Annotated in this window: 22 protein-coding genes; 9 read left to right on the top strand and 13 right to left on the bottom strand. The window is 61.6% G+C overall.

Annotated elements, in window-relative coordinates:
* Window positions 1-19 precede the first annotated feature (19 nt).
* Both AC0JZ4_RS07715 and AC0JZ4_RS07710 read left to right on the top strand, forming a co-directional pair.
* Window positions 20-754, top strand: coding sequence for a YdcF family protein (locus AC0JZ4_RS07715; protein ID WP_471885808.1), 735 nt, complete (start codon window positions 20-22; stop codon window positions 752-754).
* A gap of 72 nt (window positions 755-826) precedes the next feature.
* Window positions 827-1,639 carry a lysophospholipid acyltransferase family protein gene (locus AC0JZ4_RS07710; protein WP_471885807.1) on the top strand — a complete coding sequence of 271 codons (813 nt, stop codon included), beginning with the start codon at window positions 827-829 and terminating at the stop codon, window positions 1,637-1,639.
* On the opposite strand, the gene AC0JZ4_RS07705 is transcribed toward AC0JZ4_RS07710, so the two are convergent.
* Together AC0JZ4_RS07705 and AC0JZ4_RS07700 are read right to left on the bottom strand one after the other, a co-directional pair.
* Window positions 1,632-2,141, bottom strand: a complete 510-nt coding sequence (locus AC0JZ4_RS07705; protein WP_471885806.1) for an MltR family transcriptional regulator — start codon at window positions 2,139-2,141, stop codon at window positions 1,632-1,634. The genes AC0JZ4_RS07710 and AC0JZ4_RS07705 overlap by 8 nt on opposite strands.
* Window positions 2,142-2,199: 58 nt before the next feature.
* Entirely contained in the window at window positions 2,200-2,742 is a 543-nt protein-coding gene (locus AC0JZ4_RS07700) for a gamma-glutamylcyclotransferase (RefSeq protein ID WP_471885805.1), read from the bottom strand.
* Window positions 2,743-2,783: 41 nt separating this feature from the next.
* Between AC0JZ4_RS07700 and AC0JZ4_RS07695 the strand changes: the two genes are divergently transcribed.
* Entirely contained in the window at window positions 2,784-3,788 is a 1,005-nt protein-coding gene (locus tag AC0JZ4_RS07695) for a DUF2125 domain-containing protein (protein WP_471885804.1), read from the top strand.
* An 81-nt stretch (window positions 3,789-3,869) separates the two neighbouring features.
* Here the strand turns inward: AC0JZ4_RS07695 and AC0JZ4_RS07690 are convergent, their stop codons facing one another.
* Together AC0JZ4_RS07690 and hisC are read right to left on the bottom strand one after the other, a co-directional pair.
* Window positions 3,870-4,799 (bottom strand): prephenate/arogenate dehydrogenase family protein, encoded by a 930-nt coding sequence (locus AC0JZ4_RS07690; RefSeq protein WP_471885803.1) that lies wholly within the window; start codon window positions 4,797-4,799, stop codon window positions 3,870-3,872.
* A complete protein-coding gene (gene hisC / locus AC0JZ4_RS07685; RefSeq protein WP_471885802.1) occupies window positions 4,799-5,905 on the bottom strand; it encodes a histidinol-phosphate transaminase in 1,107 nt (368 codons plus the stop codon). Before hisC ends, AC0JZ4_RS07690 begins: the two co-directional genes overlap by 1 nt.
* Before the next feature lie 142 nt (window positions 5,906-6,047).
* Between hisC and AC0JZ4_RS07680 the strand changes: the two genes are divergently transcribed.
* Window positions 6,048-6,476, top strand: a complete 429-nt coding sequence (locus AC0JZ4_RS07680) for a nuclear transport factor 2 family protein (RefSeq protein ID WP_471885801.1) — start codon at window positions 6,048-6,050, stop codon at window positions 6,474-6,476.
* Here the strand turns inward: AC0JZ4_RS07680 and AC0JZ4_RS07675 are convergent.
* On the bottom strand, window positions 6,467-7,216 hold the full coding sequence (locus AC0JZ4_RS07675; RefSeq protein ID WP_471885800.1) for a class I SAM-dependent methyltransferase: 750 nt from the start codon (window positions 7,214-7,216) through the stop codon (window positions 6,467-6,469). The genes AC0JZ4_RS07680 and AC0JZ4_RS07675 overlap by 10 nt on opposite strands.
* 89 nt (window positions 7,217-7,305) lie before the next feature.
* Between AC0JZ4_RS07675 and gloB the strand changes: the two genes are divergently transcribed.
* The gene (gene gloB / locus AC0JZ4_RS07670; protein WP_471885799.1) at window positions 7,306-8,076 is read left to right on the top strand and encodes a hydroxyacylglutathione hydrolase; all 771 of its coding nucleotides are present in this window, start codon (window positions 7,306-7,308) and stop codon (window positions 8,074-8,076) included.
* Between the two features lie 17 nt (window positions 8,077-8,093).
* Complete coding sequence (locus AC0JZ4_RS07665) at window positions 8,094-8,531, top strand: cupin domain-containing protein (RefSeq protein ID WP_471885798.1); 438 nt, start codon at window positions 8,094-8,096, stop codon at window positions 8,529-8,531.
* Window positions 8,532-8,538: 7 nt separating this feature from the next.
* Here the strand turns inward: AC0JZ4_RS07665 and AC0JZ4_RS07660 are convergent, their stop codons facing one another.
* From AC0JZ4_RS07660 to AC0JZ4_RS07650, 3 genes are all read right to left on the bottom strand, one after another.
* A complete protein-coding gene (locus tag AC0JZ4_RS07660) occupies window positions 8,539-8,664 on the bottom strand; it encodes a hypothetical protein (RefSeq protein WP_471885797.1) in 126 nt (41 codons plus the stop codon).
* 304 nt (window positions 8,665-8,968) lie between these two features.
* Complete coding sequence (yddG, locus tag AC0JZ4_RS07655) at window positions 8,969-9,856, bottom strand: aromatic amino acid exporter YddG (RefSeq protein WP_471885796.1); 888 nt, start codon at window positions 9,854-9,856, stop codon at window positions 8,969-8,971.
* Between the two features lie 58 nt (window positions 9,857-9,914).
* Window positions 9,915-10,688, bottom strand: coding sequence for a DUF3108 domain-containing protein (locus AC0JZ4_RS07650; RefSeq protein WP_471885795.1), 774 nt, complete (start codon window positions 10,686-10,688; stop codon window positions 9,915-9,917).
* A 242-nt stretch (window positions 10,689-10,930) separates the two neighbouring features.
* Between AC0JZ4_RS07650 and rpmB the strand changes: the two genes are divergently transcribed.
* Together rpmB and AC0JZ4_RS07640 are read left to right on the top strand one after the other, a co-directional pair.
* Complete coding sequence (gene rpmB / locus AC0JZ4_RS07645) at window positions 10,931-11,221, top strand: 50S ribosomal protein L28 (protein WP_148148213.1); 291 nt, start codon at window positions 10,931-10,933, stop codon at window positions 11,219-11,221.
* Between the two features lie 110 nt (window positions 11,222-11,331).
* Window positions 11,332-11,973, top strand: a complete 642-nt coding sequence (locus tag AC0JZ4_RS07640) for a queuosine precursor transporter (protein WP_471885794.1) — start codon at window positions 11,332-11,334, stop codon at window positions 11,971-11,973.
* Between the two features lie 30 nt (window positions 11,974-12,003).
* Here the strand turns inward: AC0JZ4_RS07640 and AC0JZ4_RS07635 are convergent, their stop codons facing one another.
* From AC0JZ4_RS07635 to AC0JZ4_RS07620, 4 genes are all read right to left on the bottom strand, one after another.
* On the bottom strand, window positions 12,004-12,981 hold the full coding sequence (locus AC0JZ4_RS07635; protein ID WP_471885793.1) for an esterase-like activity of phytase family protein: 978 nt from the start codon (window positions 12,979-12,981) through the stop codon (window positions 12,004-12,006).
* Window positions 12,982-12,989: 8 nt separating this feature from the next.
* Window positions 12,990-14,909 carry a cobaltochelatase subunit CobT gene (gene cobT, locus AC0JZ4_RS07630; protein WP_471885792.1) on the bottom strand — a complete coding sequence of 640 codons (1,920 nt, stop codon included), beginning with the start codon at window positions 14,907-14,909 and terminating at the stop codon, window positions 12,990-12,992.
* A gap of 17 nt (window positions 14,910-14,926) precedes the next feature.
* Window positions 14,927-15,919 carry a cobaltochelatase subunit CobS gene (gene cobS / locus AC0JZ4_RS07625; RefSeq protein ID WP_471885791.1) on the bottom strand — a complete coding sequence of 331 codons (993 nt, stop codon included), beginning with the start codon at window positions 15,917-15,919 and terminating at the stop codon, window positions 14,927-14,929.
* Between the two features lie 62 nt (window positions 15,920-15,981).
* Window positions 15,982-16,620, bottom strand: coding sequence for a J domain-containing protein (locus AC0JZ4_RS07620; protein WP_471885790.1), 639 nt, complete (start codon window positions 16,618-16,620; stop codon window positions 15,982-15,984).
* Between the two features lie 105 nt (window positions 16,621-16,725).
* On the opposite strand from AC0JZ4_RS07620, the gene AC0JZ4_RS07615 reads away from it, so the two are divergent.
* Window positions 16,726-17,007: a BolA family protein gene (locus AC0JZ4_RS07615; RefSeq protein WP_471885789.1), complete on the top strand. Its 282-nt coding sequence runs from the start codon at window positions 16,726-16,728 to the stop codon at window positions 17,005-17,007.
* 92 nt (window positions 17,008-17,099) lie between these two features.
* Here AC0JZ4_RS07615 and AC0JZ4_RS07610 read toward each other — a convergent pair whose 3' ends face one another.
* Entirely contained in the window at window positions 17,100-18,275 is a 1,176-nt protein-coding gene (locus tag AC0JZ4_RS07610) for a GGDEF domain-containing protein (RefSeq protein ID WP_471885788.1), read from the bottom strand.
* Window positions 18,276-18,296: the final 21 nt, after the last annotated feature.

The raw sequence follows: 18,296 nt of genomic DNA, 5'->3' as shown, positions 1-18,296 counted from the left end.
CTGAGACTAATGACGGCTCATGACATTCGGCAAGATCAATCGCTGGACGCCTGATGACCGGCCACCGGGCCGCAAGGGGATCGGCCTGCTTTCGCGCCATAGCCTGCTGCGCCGCCTGTTGCGCCGCCTGATCATGCTCGCCTTCATCGGCATTGCGATCCTGGGCGGCGGTTTTTTGTGGTTTGCCGATTCGGTCACTTCGCTGCGCGCGCCCGATGGGGTGAAGGCGGATGCGATCGTCGTTCTGACCGGCGGTTACCTGCGCATCGAGCAGGCGGTCGGCCTTCTGCGCGACGGCGCCGGCAAGCGACTTCTGATCTCCGGCGCCCATCCCTCGACCACACCGACCCAGATCCGCAAGGTGACGCAAGGGTCGGCCGATCTGTTCAAGTGTTGCGTCGACATCGGCTACGACGCGATCGACACGATCGGCAATGCCAACGAGATCGCCCGCTGGATCAGGGGTCACGGTTACAAGTCGGTTCTCGTCGTCACCAACAACTACCACATGATCCGCAGCCTGCATGAGCTGCGCCAGGCCGACCCGCTGACGGACTTCATCGCCTACCCGGTGATCAACGCCGATCTTGCCCGCCGCGCCTGGTTCATGGAGCCGGATACGCTGCGCACCATGCTGTCGGAATACGGCAAGGTGGTGCTCGCCTCCTTCCGTGACTGGATCGGCATGGCACGCTGGAGCGGCCTGCGCACCGAGGAAGACACACCGGACGCGGCCCCTCCGCCACGCCCCTGACGGCAACAGGCTTGGCTCTTTTGTCGGCGGGCAATCTCGTGTAGGCAACGCCTGTCTTCAAGGAATTTGCTCATGCTGCTTGTGCGTTCGGTGCTGTTCAACACCGCCTTCTATCTCAACCTCTTCGTCCGGATGATCGTGCTGTCGCCGATCTACTTCCTCATGCCGCGCAAGGCCTCCATGGCGATCCCCAAGGAATGGGCGAGGACCAACAACTGGCTGATGGACAAGATCGTCGGCGCGCGCTTCGAGATCGAGGGACTGGAAAACATTCCGGAAGGCGGCTGCATCTTCGCGCCGAAACACCAGTCGGCCTGGGATACGTTCGCGCTGCTGCCCTACCAGCGCGACCCGGTCTATATCCTGAAGCGCGAGTTGATGTGGATCCCGCTTTTCGGCTGGTATGTGGCCAAGCAGCGGATGATCCCGGTCAATCGCGGCGCCCGCGGCAAGGTGATGGTCGAGGTAATGAGGCGTGCCAGGCAAGAGATGGATGCCGGCCGGCAGCTGATCATTTACCCGGAAGGTACCCGGCGTGCGCCGGGCGACACGCCCGAATACCGGTACGGCATCGCCCGCATCTACCGCGACATGCAGGTGCCGGTCGTGCCGGTCGTCGCCCATTGGGGCCTGTTCTGGGGCCGCCGCAAGCTGATCAAGCATCCCGGCCATTTCAAGGTGAAGATCCTGCCGGCAATCCAGCCCGGCATGGAGCCCGACGCCTTCTATGCCCACCTGATCGAGACGCTGGAAACGGCCAGCGACCAGCTGCTGATCGAGACGGTGGAAGCCAACCCGCATCTGCCACTGCCGCCCACGGCGGCAAAGAGGCTGGCGGAACTGCGAGCAAAGGACTTAACTCAAGGCATATCGCATCCTAGTTAGCGTCACGGGGAAAGGCGTGTGCGCCTCGAAAGATAGCCTCTTTCATAGCCTCCAAAATCCCCCGGAATTTAACCTGTAAAAACATACCCTTATCTATATTCTTCCGGTAATCTGGCCATTTCGAAAAGAGGCGGTCGAAGACCGGGTCAGAAAAGGTAACAATTTTCGCGCCGTTCGGATGTGCGAATTCATTTCTGATTGCCCGAACTATGTGGATGTCTTTGTGAACCGACCGATCGATAAGCCCCAAGGCGTAAGCCATGTCGATCTTCCCGCTAAATGTTGATAGCGGCCCATAGCCATCAAAAAGCTTAGCCCGAAGCTCCTTGTCTAAATTAGGCATCAGCGATCTGATAGCCTTATCCAAGAAGTCGTCGAGTGCAGCGGCAGCAACGAGTGCCGACGTGGCTTGTCCACGCTCATTCATCCTTTGAATCTCTTCAAAGAATAGACGACGACCCATCTCTTCATCTGACTCTGCTGGCGCCACCTCATCCACCATCTTTGTATCCCATCGATTCTATTCTTAGAGAATTTATCGGACACAAAAGCAGGGGAGCCTAATTCTGTCTAGCCGCAGCCAGCGCCGCGCCGACCGCCTCGAGCCACACATCCCGTATCCCCATCTGCCGCAGATGCTCGACCGTATTGAGTACATAGGCATCATTCGGCCCAGACTGGCCGTGCGAGCGCGCCACGATGCGGGCGGCCTCTTCGACGCCGAGACTGCCGGCATATTGCACATGGGCGCGATCGACCACATAGGTCACGGCCCTCACCCGCCGGCCATCCGCCAGCGACAGCGGTACGATCCGTTCCTTGTAGACATTGGTGATCAGTTCGCGCTTGCGCAGGTAATCGAGCGCATCGTCGCGCTCGGCATCCGACACCTTGAAGGCGACGCCGCGGCAGGAGCCGCCGTGGTCGAGGCCCATGACCAGGCCGGGTGCTTCCTGCGTGCCGCGATGGGCGGTGGACCAGATGCAGAGCGAGCGCCGGAACCCGTGGACGCGGGCCGTCTGCCGCTCCACATAGGGGAAACCGGGGTTCCACATCAGCGATCCATAGCCAAAGACCCAAAATTCGTCCATATCGCACGCCATGCCGTTACCTTCGTCTGGAGCGGCACCAATGGGAGAACTACATGCCAGCGTCAAGCCGAACCGGCATCAGCAGAAAATTATGGTGGCTCGCCAGCGCCGTCGTCGTGGCGATCGCTCTCTATACTGCCGGCTGGTTCTATGCCGCATCGTTGCTGCGCGAAAGAACGCTTATCCTGCTCGGCAGCCAGAAGGATGCCGGCATCGCCGCCGCCTGCGAGAATGCCGAATACCGCGGCTTTCCCTTCCGCATCGGCCTGTTCTGCTCCAAGGTGGAACTGGATGATACGAGGAACGGCATATCGGCCGCCTTCGGCTCGCTGCGCTCCGCGGCACAGATATACAATCCTCGCCACATCGTCTGGGAACTCGATGCGCCGTCCGAACTGCGCACCAGCCACGGCCTCTCGGCCTCCACCACCTGGGAAAGCCTGCAGTCGAGTCTCGTCACCAAGCTGAAGGGCGTCGAGCGTGCCTCGCTCGTGCTCGAGCAACCGAAGACGACGATCGTCTCTTCCGTCAGCGGCCAGACATTCGACATCAGCGCCGACCATTCCGAAATCCAGCTGCGCCAGAACGGCGCCGATCTGGAGGCCGCGATCCAGCTGCAGCAGGCTTCGACCACCGCGCAGGGTCTGGCGCAGCTTCTGCCCGCCACCAATGCCAGCATCGACGTGATGCTTGCGGGACGTGCCGGCATGCTGGACGGCAGCGACCGCAGCGACATCGCGCTTCAAGGCTCGGAAGGCGAATTGCGGGAATTCCGTGCCGACCTGGGCAACGGCCAGGTGCTGACGCTGTCCGGCCCGTTTTCCTTCGACGATGACGGCCGCCTTTCCGGTCGGCTGAAACTGCGGGTGGAGGATATCGATGCCTGGGAGGAAAGCCTCGGCACGGCGCTGCCGGACTTCCGCTCGGCAATCGGCACCGCCGCCAACATGCTGCAGGCGCTCGGCGGCGGCAGCGATGCCTCCATCGATCTGACGATCCGCCGCGGCAGGGTGTTTGCCGGTGGTTTGATCCCGATCGGGGAAATCCCGCCGATCTAGAGCCTTACCTGATTAAATTGAAGCGCTCTGATTGGTGAACCCGAGGCAGCTTCGGCCTCGGGTCAACGCGACTGACCGAGATTACTTCTTCGTATCCAGCGCGTGGCGGCCGAAATCCGGTGCGTCCACGTCCTGACCGGCCTGAACGATCGACCGGCGGATGGTGCGGGTGCGGGAAAACAGTTCGAACAGCTTGTCGCCCTCGCCCCAGCGGATCGCCCGTTGCAGATAGGCGAGATCTTCGGAAAACCGCGCCAGCATCTCCAGGATCGCATCCTTGTTATGCAGGCAGATGTCGCGCCACATGGTGGGGTCCGACGCCGCAAGACGGGTGAAATCGCGGAAACCGGAAGCGGAATACTTGATCACTTCCGATTCCGTCACCGTCTCCAGATCATCGGCCGTGCCGACGATATTGTAGGCGATGATATGCGGCAGATGCGAGACGATGGCGAGCACCTTGTCGTGGTGTTCGGGGTCCATGTCGTCCACCCGCGAGCCGAGTGCAATCCAGAACGCCTTGAGGCGCTCGAGCGCCGCCTGATCCGTATCCGGCAACGGCGTGAAGATGCACCAGCGGTCACGAAACAGGCCGGCAAAGCCGGCGTCGGGACCCGATTTTTCCGTACCCGCCAGCGGGTGACCGGGGATGAAATGCACGGTGTCTGGCATATGCGGCGCCATCTGGGCGATGACGGAAGCCTTGGTCGAACCGACATCGGTGACGATGGCGCCGGGCTTCAGAGAGCCGGCAATCTGCCTCGCGACCGCTTCCGATGCACCGACCGGCACCGAAACGATGACGAGATCGGCGTCCTTCACCGCATCGGCGGCCGAGACCGTGTATTCGGTGCCCAGCTCCAGCTCTTCCGCCCGCTTCAGCGTATCCTCGCTGCGCGTCGAGACGACGACGTGCTCGGCAAGGCCGAGCGCTTTGATATCGCGGGCAATCGACGATCCGATCAGGCCGATACCGATCAGCGCGATCCGCTCGAAATGACCGTCCTTCATCATTTCCGTCCCATGAACTCGCCGAGCGTTTCGATGACGCCGCGGTTTGCCTCTTCCGAACCGACCGTCATGCGCAGCGCATTCGGCAGACCGTAACCCTTGACCATGCGCAGGATATAACCGCGGCTGGTGAGGAATTCATCGGCATCCGGCGCCCGCTTGCCGTCGATATCAGGGAAGTGGATCAGCACGAAGTTGGTGACCGAAGGCGTGACCTTGAGGCCGATCGCCTCGAAGGCATGATTGAGCTTGTCGAGCCACAGCGTGTTGTGCTCGACCGCCTCAGCGATGAATTCCTGATCACGCATGGCGGCGGAGCCGGCAGCGATTGCGGGCGCGTTCATGTTGAACGGGCCGCGCACGCGGTTGAGCGCATCCAGAATGCCGGCCGGGCCGTACATCCAGCCGATGCGAAGCGCCGCAAGACCATAGGCCTTGGAGAAGGTGCGGCACATCACGACGTTCTTGTTCTGCGAGACGAGTTCGACACCTGCCTCGTAATCGCTCTTGCGGACATATTCCGCGTAAGCTGCGTCGAGAACGAGGATGACGTTCTTCGGCAGGCCGGCATGCAGGCGGCGGATATCGGTGACCGGGACGTAAGTGCCGGTCGGATTACCCGGATTGGCGATGAAGACAAGTTTGGTCTTGTCGGTGACGGCCGCGAGAATCGCGTCGACATCGACCGTGTAATCCTTCTCCGGCACTTCGATCGCCGCAGCACCCGCGCCCATGATCTGGATCTTGTAGACGAGGAACCCGTGCTGGGTGATGATCGCCTCGTCACCGGCGCCGAGATAGACGTGGCAGATGAGGCCGAGAAGCTCATCCGACCCGTTGCCGCACATGATGTTGGCGGCATTCAGCCCGTGGACGGAGGCGATCGCCTCGCGCAGCGCATGCGCCTGACCGTCGGGATAGAGTTCGAGATGGCCGGCGGACTGGCGGAAGGCCTCGATGGCCTTTGGGCTGGCGCCGAGCGGCGTTTCGTTGGAGGAAAGCTTGAACACCCGCGCAACGCCGGGAGCATGTTCCTTGCCGGGCACATAGGCGGCGATATCCAGAATACCTGGACGCGGAACGGGCTCACTCACAACGATGCTCATCGGATCGACCTTTTCGGAAAAATGCATGCTAAGGCAAGGATTGAGAGGGATTAAAGCTGAAAGCGATGCTTGTCGAGAGTGCGCGGCGGAACGAACGCCACGTATATGTCTTTCAGTGGACGTAAAGTGAATGGAGAATGACATGCCGACCGGAGATCACGACGACATCAAGGCGCTCATCGACACATGGATTGAGGCGCTGCGGCAAAAGGATGCCGATGGCATGATCCGCTGCCAGTCTGCGACCATTCGCCAGTTCACCCTCGCTCCGCCGCTGCAGGAGAGCGGTAACGACCGGGCAGGGCTGCAGGAATGGCTGGACGGCTGGGAAGGTCCGCTGGAGTTCAACATCCGCGACACGGACCTGCGGCTCGGCGGCGATACCGGCTGGTGCGCGATGCTTGCCTGGCTTGGCGGCACGAAGACAGGCGGCGAAAAGAGCGGCTTCTGGCTTCGCCTGACCATGGCATTCGCCCGCGAGGACGGCCGATGGATGATCGTCCACACCCACGAATCCGTCCCCTTTGCGATGGACGGCGCACCGCTCGGTCTTTTCGACCTTCAGCCCTGATCGACGTCACGCATGGTTCTCACCCCCTGCGGCGCGAGCACCGGCACGAAGACGCGTCGCGAGGCGCGTGCGGCGACCGGCAGACCCTGATAGAGCCGCTTCTGCGCCTCGATGACGAGGACGCCGGAAAAGACCGGCCAGAAGCGCCGGCCCATGCGCTCGAAAACATGCCGCAGTCGCAGGATGGCGCGCACTTTCGACGGCGGAAAGAACAGCGCCTCGGCGGATGCGCCGGGGGTGAAATTCGCCTCGCGCAGAAGCGTGATCAGCTGGCTGCGCGAATAGGGGCGCCCCGAGCCGAAGGGCGTATGTTCCATGCGCGCCCAGACCCCGCGCCGGTTCGGCACGACGATGACGAGCCGACCACCGGGCGCCAGCACCCGCCAGATCTCCTTGAGGCTTTCGCGCGGGTTCTCGGCGAACTCCAGAGAATGGACCATCAGCACGCGGTCGATGGAACTGTCCGGCAACGGCAGTTCCTCGTCGAACACCAGCGCCGTCGACGACAATTCGCCGACCGGCCAGTTCACCGCCCCCTGCCCTGCCGGCATGAAGGCGAAGGTGCGTTCGGTGTCGGTACGGAAGCGATCGAGATAGGGCACGGCATAGCCGAGACCGACGAGCCGCTCCTCCGGCAGCCGCGCCCAGAGCGAGGACAGCGCCATGCCGATCGACCTCTCGGCAAGGTGCCCGAGCGGCGAATGGTAGAATTCACGGAGATCGACGATATCGACTGACAATGCGCAAATGCTCGTGTTCGGTGGTTGGACGAAGAAGAACCTGCCTCTACATTGTTTCGAAACAGACATTGAGCAATAGGTGTTTTCGGATGAAGCCGCTTGAAATTGAAGTTTTTTCCTGCCGCAGCGACAATTACGGGGTTCTGGTCCACGACCTTGAAAGCGGATTGACCGCATCGATCGATGCCCCGGAGGAAAAGCCGATCATCGAGGCGGCGGCACGGCGCGGCTGGAAAATCACCCACATCTTCACCACCCACCACCACACCGACCATGTGGAGGCGAACCTTGCGCTGAAAGAGCGGTTCGGGCTGGAAATCATCGGCCCGGTCAACGAGGCGGTCGCCATTCCAGGTCTGGACCGGAGCGTCGCCGATGGCGACGAATTCCTGTTCGGCAAACATCCGGTGCGCGTTATCGAGACCCCCGGCCACACGGCCGGCCATATCTGCTTCCATTTTCCCGAAGACAAGATCCTGTTTGCCGCCGACACGCTCTTCGCTCTCGGCTGCGGCCGCCTGTTCGAGAGACCGGCGTCGGACATGTGGCACTCGCTGCAGAAGCTTGCCGTGCTGCCGGATGAGACGGCGATCTATTTCGGCCATGAATACACACTCTCCAACGCCAGGTTCGCGCTGACGATCGATCCCGATAACGTCGCGCTGCAGCGCCGGGCGGGAGAGATCGAGGCGATGCGGGCCGACGGAAAGTTCACCATTCCGACGATGATGGGTCTGGAAAAGGAGACCAACCCTTTCCTGCGCGCCAACGACCCGGCGATCCGCCGCAACCTGATCATGGAAGGCAGGACCAACGAAGAGGTCTTTGCCGAGATCCGCAAGCGCAAGGACAATTTCTGAGCATGCGGAGATGCGACATGACGAAACAGACCGCGGAAGAGATCATCGAAACGCTCGGCATGCAGCGCCACCCGGAAGGAGGATGGTATGTCGAAACGTTTCGCGATGGCGCCGGACTGGATCAGGGACAGGATCGAGGCGCCTCGACGGCAATCTACTACCTGCTGCAAGCCGGGGAACGCTCCCACTGGCACCGGGTGCGCGATGCCGCCGAAGTCTGGCACTTTTACGCGGGCGATCCGTTGCTGTTGAAGATTTCGGACGGAGTTTCGGTCGAGGAAATCCGGCTGGGCATCGATCTGGCGAGTGGCGAACGCCCTCAGGCCGTTGTCCCGCCCGATGTCTGGCAAGCGGCAGAGCCGCTCGGCGCCTTCACGCTCGTGGGCTGCACGGTGGCACCGGGCTTCACGTTTTCAAGCTTCGAGATGGCGGAACCCGGCTGGCAGCCGGGCTGACAACGGCTCAGTCGCGCGGCGGCTTGCCGTATTTGCGGTCTATGGCGCGAATGACGAAGTAGGCATACAGCGAGCCACCGGCCGCGATGCAGAGCGGCAGTACATAAAAGGCAAATATCTGCAGACTGGTCATTGCAGTCTCCTTAGCAGCACCCTTCCCAACCAATGTAATATCGAGGCGCAGAAAAGCCAAGCAACGACCGCACCGATAAATTGTAGCGCACTGATGCCCGCCCCGGCAGACGTGTAAAGCGCTGCCGCGATCGGTGCGAAAACACCGACCGTGAGACAGGACGTCGAGGCCCGGTCGAAGGCGTTGGCGATGTATTTGGTGCGCTCGTTGTGAACGATCGGCATGATTGAAAGGCCCGCTGAAACCCTGATGCAGGCTAACAGCAGGCACTCTCGAACCGCAACCGATTATCGCGCTAAAGTTGTCACCCCAAAGATGTCTCGGCGGCCTTGCTCGGCCGGATCATCTCCTTCGCCGCCAAAAGCGCGCCGCCGGTTATCAGCATGCAGGCGATCAAAATCCGCCAGCTCGGTTCGGCAAAGCCGGTGATCAACAGCATGACGGTGGACAGAAGCGGCGCCGCGTAGCTGGCGGCGCCGATCACCTGGATATCGCCATTCTTGACCCCGAAATCCCAGGCATAGAAGGCCGCGCCGACCGGCAGCAGGCCGAGCCCCGCGACGGCGAGCCATTCACCGCTGTCGGCGGGCCAGACGGTGGTTTCGAGCGCCAGGTGGCAGACGAGCGACAGGAGCGAGGTGGCAAGGCAGAAGCCTGTCACCACATCTGTCGACACCCGATCGAAACTGCGCGTCACAAGCGAATAGGCCGCCCAGGTGAAGGCGCACAGAAGCGCTGCACCATAGCCCATGAGATAGGATTGGTCGAAGGACACACCGTTGCGCGATACGATCGCCACCGTGCCGCAAAGCCCGGCCAGCGCACCCGCGACGTGATACCAGCGCAACCGCTCGCCTGGCAGAAGCGCCGAGCCGACGACGATCAGAAGCGGCCACAGATAGGCGATCAGCCCCGCCTCGACGGCCGGCGCATTGCGAAGTGCCGTAAAATAGAGGAAGTGATAGCCGAACAGGCCGGCAATGCCGACGATCCATACTTTGGCCGGCTGCTTCAAAAGCGCGATGCGCTCTGGCCTGAACGCCAGGAGAACCAGCCCCGGCAGGCTGCCGATCGCGAATGTCATCGCATTCATCTGGAATGGCGGAACGCTGCCGGATGCAGCCGTCATCAAGGCAAGAAGCGACCACATGAGGATCGCCGCAAAGCCGATCAAAGTACCCCGTAATTTCAACCCAAGTCCCCTTTTCCCCGGCGCTTTTATTGGCGCTCCGTCCCGCCGGGGCAAAGCCTCACTCGCCGAAACGCACGGCTGTGATGTGAAGCGGCCCCATCCGCGTCGGGATGCGCGCATAGACGGGGGCATATACAGTGCCGCGGTCGGCCTTGGCAAACCAGACTTCCATCGGCGTCTTCTTCAGATATTCGATATCGCTGCGACCGCGACGGAAGCCGGATTTCGGCACATACCGAACATTGCAGACGATCGCGTCACCCTTGAAACCTCTCGCCTCGAATGGCTTGGTGCCGGCCTCGCTCAGGACGAGATCCATGCGCGATTCCCCGTCATAGACAGGCACCCTGCCCGAGCAGACTTTCGCCCCCTCGGGAAAGATCAGCCCGCTCAACGGATCGAGCACGGAGGTCAGATCCCGCGGGCTGACCGGAACCCAGTTTTCCGAATTGCGCCGCGGCGGCGGCTTGATCGTGGAGCTGGAGACATTCCCGCCGCGGAAGGCGACGTCATAGACACGCGTACGGTCGCCGAGCTTGTAGACGAGATTGTAGCTATCCGCCTGCAGCCGATCCCGCTGCACCCGTCCCACCACATTCGTCTCCGCCGAAACCCGTTTGAGGATCTTGGCGATGCCGCCGGAGGTGAACAGGCCGGTTATCTTGTAGTCGTCGCCGTTGAACGTGCTGGAAAAGCGCGCGCTGCCGACCGGCAGTATCCCCAGGCTGATATCGTACTCGGTGACGTTTTTGACCGGCTCCGCGTGAGCTGGCGCGAATCCGGCAAAATGAAGCAACAGCGCTCCGGCAAGCAATCGGCTGATACGAAACATGGCGTGCCCACAATGGTTTGAGGCTTCTGGAATAGTCATATAAGACGTGCATCGTGGCGAGAAAATAGCGGAGCGGACAACCACTCAAGCTGCAAAGCGTGCCGGAAGGCAAGGTTTTGGCTTGACGGGCGCAAGCTCACTGACTATAGAACCGCAACTTTCCAATCAGGACCAGTTGGATCGGCGTGACGGGCATTGTCCGGATGAGCCTCCGACTGCAGAAGAAAACAAAGGTGAATGCCATGTCTCGTGTATGCGAACTGACCGGCAAGGGCGTAATGACCGGCAATAACGTCAGCCATGCCAACAACAAGACCCGTCGTCGGTTCCTGCCGAACCTGTGCCAGGTCACGCTGATTTCCGACGCTCTCGGCCAGCGTTTCCGTCTGCGCGTTTCCGCGCACGCTCTCCGTTCGGTTGAACACCGCGGTGGCCTTGATGCCTTCCTCCTCAAGTCCGACGAGACAGAACTGTCGATGCGCGCCCGTCTTCTGCGTCGCCAGATCGCCAAGAAGACTGCAGAAGCCGCTTAATAGCGCTTCCAACTACTTCACCGGCTTTGGAGAAGGCTTGACCGGTTAATTCCGGGCAAGCCTTTTCTCTTGGCCTATCCGCAACTGGTGGCATACCCCAGGATAAAAAAATGCAAGTCGCACGCTATACCTCTCTCTACGCGCTCGCCATGGCCGCGATCGTCGTCGCCTCCAACATCCTCGTCCAGTTTCACCTGACGGGCACGCTTTGGGGCATCGCCCTTGGCGATATTCTAACCTGGGGTGCATTCACCTATCCGGTCGCCTTCCTCGTCACCGACCTTGCCAACCGTCAGTTCGGCCCGGCGATTGCACGCCGTATCGTGTTTGTCGGCTTCGTTGTCGGCGTGGCGCTGTCCTTCTGGCTGTCCGACCCGCGCATCGCCATCGCCTCCGGCACGGCCTTCCTGATCGGCCAGTTGCTCGACATTTCTGTGTTCAACGAGCTGCGCCGCCAGACCTGGTGGAAGGCACCGCTTGCCGCCTCGATGGTCGGCACGGTCATCGACACGGTCCTGTTCTTCTCGCTGGCCTTCGCCCCGCTCTTCGCCTTCATCGGCCCGAATATCGACTTCGCCGTCGCCCCTGCCCCGATCCTCGGTGTATTCGCCACAGAAGCCCCCCGCTGGATCTCCTGGGCACTCGGCGACCTCGTGGTCAAGATCGTCGTCGGCGTCGTTCTTCTTCTGCCTTACGGCGCACTGATGAACGTACTGAAGCCTATGCCGCAGGCAGAACCCAAGACGGCCTGACAGATCAAAGGGAGCTTCGGCTCCCTTTTTTTATTGGCCGAGCCTGAATTCAAGCATCAGGTTGCGCTGGAGAAAAAGGCCGTTGTCGTCCGAGACGAGGATAACATGCGGCTGCCCGTCCGGCCCGGCGATCACATCGATCCCTTCCATGTTGTCGATCTCGTGGCTCATGCCGACATCGATCAGCACCTCGCCATCGACGACGGCACCGGGGCTTATATCCGCGCCCTTGATGCGCCGGATCCGCATGCCCATGCCACCGAAGACACTGAAACGTCGCTCCAGGATAAGCAGATCGCCATCCGGCAGGAATGCGCCGTCGGTGGCGTCATAGGGATCGTGCCGCACGACCGTGAAGGCGCCCTTGAGCGGCCCGTCGACGATCGCGGCCAGCAGATTGCCCCTGTCGTCACGACTGCTCTCTGCGACCACGACAAGCCCGCCCTGCAAGGGACTGGATGAAGGTGAGGCAACGATCGTCTCCAGCCCGGCATTGCGCCGTAGCTCCCGGCGCGGAATGCCGAAATCGATGCTGCGCAAGGGGCCGGATATCTGGAAACCGGGATCGGGATAAACATCGACGCGGTGGTTCTGCTCGAAGCTGACATAGGCCTCGTTGCCGCGCAGCGCGAGGCCTTCCGCATCGGCAGCCACTTTCGACCCGGCCGCGCCGTTCTGCATCAGGATGGAAGCGACAGAAACGTTAGAGAGACCGGACAACCTGCCGGCGCCATCCCGTTCGATACGCCCCGTCAGCCAGTCTCCGGTATCGAGAACGGAGACGAAATGCATCCCGTCCGGGCGGAAACGGATGCTCGAGAGCGACTGGACACGCCCGTCATCGGAGGTGAACTCGATACCGCCCAGAAATTCGAGCGGTCCGAAACGCCGCTCGTCGGACCCCGTCCTGAATTGTGATATCGGCTTGGCCGTGACGGGCACGGCATCCGCCAGCGCCGGAAACGTGAAGATCACGACACCGGCGAGGAGAAGGCGGACCAGACGCAAGGAGAGGCTCAGCCGGCGCGGCGCATACGGCCGCGTCCAGCACCACGGGAGGCAGCTCCTCCGGCCGCCTTGTCGGCAAACAGTTCGGCCAGCTGCTCGGTCATCGCACCGGCCAGCTCGTCGGCATCGACGATCGTCACGGCGTTGCGATAGTAGCGCGTCACGTCATGACCGATACCGATCGCCAGAAGCTCGACCGGCGACTTCGTCTCGACCTGTTCGATGACGGCGCGCAGGTGCCGCTCAAGATAATTGCCCGGATTGACCGACAGGGTCGAGTCGTCCACCGGCGCGCCATCCGAGATCATCATCAGGATCTTGCGTTGTTCGGGGCGGGCGATCAGGCGGTTATGCGCCCACATCAGCGCCTCGCCGTCGATGTTTTCCTTGAGCAGTCCCTCGCGCATCATCAGGCCGAGATTGCGGCGCGAACGACGCCACGGGGCATCCGCCGACTTGTAGATGATGTGGCGCAGGTCATTGAGGCGACCGGGGGCGGCAGGCTTGCCGCTGGCGAGCCACTGTTCACGGCTCTGACCACCCTTCCACGCCTTCGTCGTGAAGCCCAAAATCTCGACCTTGACGCCGCAGCGCTCCAGCGTACGCGCCAGGATGTCGGCGCAGGAGGCGGCAACCGTGATCGGCCGGCCGCGCATGGAGCCGGAATTGTCGATGACGAGCGTGACGACCGTATCGCGGAACTGCGTATCCCGCTCGCGCTTGAAGGAGAGCGGCTGCATCGGATCGATGATCAGGCGCACGAGACGGGCCGGGTCGAGATAGCCCTCCTCCAGGTCGAAATCCCACGAGCGGTTCTGCTGCGCCATCAGGCGGCGCTGCAGGCGGTTCGCCAGGCGACCGACTGCACCCTGCAGATGGGCAAGCTGCTTGTCGAGGAAGGCGCGCAAGCGGTCGAGTTCGGCCTCGTCGCACAGCTCTTCCGCGGTGATCTCCTCGTCGAATTCCTGCGTGAATATGTGGTAATCCACCTTCTCGTTGAAATCGTCGAACGGGCTGTTGGGGCGGCGTGTCTCGCCGGGCGTTTCGGAATGGTCGTCGGCCTCGTCGGACATTTCGTCGTCCGACATTTCGGCGCCGTCCATCTCGCCTTCGTCCATCTCCTCGTCGGCCGCTTCGCTCTGCTCGGCGGGGGCGGCGTCGGAACCGGCCTCTTCCTCGACTTCCTCGTTCTCGGTCTCGCCGCTCTGCGGCTGATCTTCTTCCGACTGGTTCTCGATCTCTTCCGGCTCGTTTTCGTCGCCCTCAAGATCCTCTGCCATCTGCATGGAAGACAGCATGTGACGGACGACCTTGGCGAAGGCCTGCTGGTCCTCGATGACGCCCCTGAGGTTGTCGAGATCGCCGGAGGCGTTCTGTTCGATGAAGGGCCGCCACAGGTCGAGCACCTTGCCGGCGCTTGCCGGCGGCTTCTGGCCGGTCAGCTTTTCGCGCACCAGCATGGCCATGGCTTCGCCGATCGGCGCGTCTTCCTGGCGCTCGACGCCGGAGAAATTCGCCTTGGCGTATTTCTCTTCCTGCACCGAGGCGAGGTTGGCGGCGACGCCAGCCATGCGCAGCGAACCGATCGATTCGACACGCGCCTGCTCGACCGCATCGAAGATGGCGCGGGCGTCCGACCCTTGCGGCGAAAGCGTCGCGTGGACATTCGTGTCATGGCAGGCGAGACGTAGCGCCATGGAATCGCCGAGACCACGCGTCACCGCCAGCTCATGCGCCGTCGGCCGCTTGGAGATTTCCGGCAGGCGGATGCGGTCGCCGGCAAGACCGGGACGCTCGTTGGCGAAGGAGACCTCCACCTCGCCATTGCCGGCGATCGAGCGTACGCAGCCGGTGATTGCCCGCCGCATCGGTTCGGTATCGACCGGACCGGCGGGCTTACCCTGGGAATTGTCTCCGCGACCTGCCATTGGCTTCGCTTCCTGCTTTATGCTCCGAGTACGATGTTTGCAGCACTTTCCTTCAGCTCGACGCCGAAGGCACGCTGATACTGCTCGGCCACCAGGGTCCGCTCCAGCTCGTCGCACTTGTTGAGGAAGGTAATGCGGAAGGCAAACGCGACGTCACCGAAGATCTCGGCATTTTCAGCCCAGGTGATGACGGTACGCGGACTCATGACGGTCGACAGGTCGCCGTTGACGAAGGCCGAACGGGTAAGGTCGGCAACGCGCACCATTTTCGATACGGTTTCGCGACCTTCTGCCGTCTTGCCGAACGACTTGACCTTGGCGGCGACGATATCGACTTCCTTCTGGTGCGGCAGATAGTTCAGCGTCGTGACGATCGACCAGCGGTCCATCTGCGCCTGGTTGATCTGCTGCGTGCCGTGATAGAGGCCGGTCGTATCGCCCAAGCCCACGGTGTTGGCGGTGGCGAAGATGCGGAATGCGGGGTGGGGACGGATGACACGGCTCTGGTCGAGCAGCGTCAGGCGGCCGGAGCTCTCCAGAACGCGCTGGATGACGAACATCACGTCCGGGCGGCCGGCATCGTATTCGTCGAGCACGAGCGCGACATTGTGCTGGTAGGCCCAAGGCAGGATGCCGTCCTTGAATTCGGTGACCTGCTTGCCGTCTTTCAGAACGATCGCGTCCTTGCCGACGAGGTCGATACGGCTGACATGGCTGTCGAGGTTGACGCGCACGCAGGGCCAGTTGAGGCGGGCCGCGACCTGTTCGATATGGGTGGACTTGCCGGTGCCGTGGAAGCCGGAAACCATGACGCGTCGGTTATGGGCAAAGCCTGCAAGAATGGCGAGCGTCGTGTCGCGGTCGAAGAGATAGTCCGGATCGAGATCCGGCACGTAAGGGTCGCTGTTGCTGTAGGCAGGGACCCTGAGATCGGTATCGATGCCGAAGACTTCCCGGACGGAAACGGTCGTATCGGGAAGGTTGGTAATGTCCAAATCAATCTTGCTCATCATCACTCCAGGGCACGGGCAGCCGCCCGGCCGTCATCCTCGCTGCCATAGGTTTCTACGGCTTAGCAGAAACCCGCCTGCTTCAACAACTGATATGCTTGCACCACGGCACGAAAACGCTCTTCCGATCCGCGGTCGCCGCCATTGGCATCCGGATGGTGCTTCTTGACCAGTTCCTTGTAGCGGCTCTTGATGTCGGTGGAACTCGCATTTCCGGCAAGCCCCATCGTATCGAACGCCTTTGCCTCCAGCGTCTTCAGCTTGCGTCCCTGGGTCTGGAAACGCCCGCCGCTTGCCGCCCGCCCTTCGGAGACGAAGCCGAACGGGTCCTTGTAGCGCTGCTGGGCATAGGCCGAACCGGCCGAACCCGAGCGCGCCGTCGAATGCAGAGGTGCATCCTTGGCGGACTTGTTGACGCCGACCGTCCAGGTGGGACGGTGACCGGTAATCGCTTCCTTCTGGTAGCGCGCGATCTCGCCGTCCGACAGGCCGGAGAAATAATTATAGCCTTTATTATAGTCCTTCACATGCTCGAAGCAGAACAGGAAGAACTGGTTTTCGGCATTGCGGCCGACAGGCGCCTTGTGCACGCCCGGCTTGTCGCAACCGTCCCATTGGCAGGTCGGGGCCTGCGGCGGGGCATCTTGCTGCCTTTTCCGGCGCGTCCGGATACGGTCGAAATATTTTGAATCGAGTTTCATGAGGCACTCATTATGGGGCCGTCGGCAGGGCCGAACAAGAATTGACAAAGCGGTTTGTTACTGGTTTTTGGGTTCCCCTCTTGCGCCGAACACCGGAGCCGAAAAATGTCCATCCAGACCCGCATCGAAGCCACGCTGCGTGAGAACCTTGCGCCCGAACGGCTCGAGGTGATCAACGAGAGCCATCACCACGCCGGCCACCACCCGGATATCACCGGCGAAGGCGAGACCCACATGCGGGTCCGTATCGTTTCACGAAAATTTGCAGGCCTGAGCCGCATCGACCGCCACCGCGCCGTGAACGCACTCCTGAAGGCGGAGCTTGATGCCGGCCTGCATGCGCTGGCAGTTGAAGCATCGGCACCGGGCGAACCCACGCGCTGGTAAGACGGCCACAAATGGGGACGGCCACCTCAGATGCCAAGCCCCGCGCCGGAAGCTTGTCTCGGCAGAGCGCTTCGATTTAGTCAGGCAAGGTTCTAGGCGGCGATCTGCGTCCCCTCGGCAACGGCAACCATGTTTCGGCCACCACGCTTGGCCTCGTACAGAGCCGCATCCGCCTGATGCAGGAGTTTTTCGAGCGTCAGCTGTGCCGGTGATGCCGATGCGACGCCGAGACTTGCAGTCACGCTGCCGAACTCTGCCCGATCATGGGCGATCTCCAGCTCCTCGATTGCCTTGCGTATCTGTTCCGCCACGTTCAGCGCCTTCGGTGGTTCCTTGCCAGGCAGGAGAACCAGGATCTCCTCGCCACCGAAACGGAACACGAAACAGTCTTCGCCGACCGTCTCGCAGATGCGGAGCGAAACGGCGCAGATACAGGCATCGCCATTCAAATGGCCATGAAGATCATTGAAGCGCTTGAAATGGTCGATATCGAGCAGGATGGCGGATACGATCGCGTGACCCGCACCGTCGCCCCAGATTTCCTGACCGACACGCGACAGAGACCGACGGTTCAAGAGGCCCGTCAACTCGTCACGCTCGGCATTGGCTTCAAGCCGCTGGTAGAGAAGGCTGCCACGCAGCTGGTTGAGAAAATTGCGCCGGTCGGTGCGCTCCAGAAAATACGCGCTGGCCGCCAGGAACACCGAAAGGGTCAGGTAAAAGCTGACAATGCCGCCATAGGTGACCGCATCGAAGGCACCAGTCTGGTAGGCAGCCCAAAAATGCGCGAGGCACATTAGTGCCAGCCCGACGACAAGCGCTCGAAATCCCGGCCGAAGGGCGATGACGAAGAAGAGAAAGGTCGCAGAATTGTAGTTCTGGTAGGCCAGCAGATATGAGCTGTTGCTGGGCACCGCAGCAGCCATCGGCAAATATACGCCGAGCACTGCGATGGTGACGCACAAGCCGTCGTATAGCCGCGGCCCTGGCCATCGGCGCACAGCGAAGATGCTGGCGATGACCAAGGGCGTGAATACAAAAAATCGTGACGCGGCCACTTGCGGCAACACGTCCGGGATCATCGCGCTATCGGCAAAATAGACAAGATTGTAGATCGAAAGGCCGATCACACCCCAGATGACGATCAGGCGAATGCGCTCTTCTATATTGCTTTGCCGAAACGGCGCCTCGATTTCAGGGGTAAAACGCAGAAACGGGAAACGATGCGCAATCTGGACCTCCACCTGTTCCAACGTGATGATACCCATAAAAATACCTCGATAGACAAT

This window comes from [Rhizobium] kunmingense (assembly GCF_977018605.1).
The sequence above is the reverse complement of the archived record's forward strand: the minus strand, read 5'-3'. Positions and strand labels throughout refer to the sequence as shown.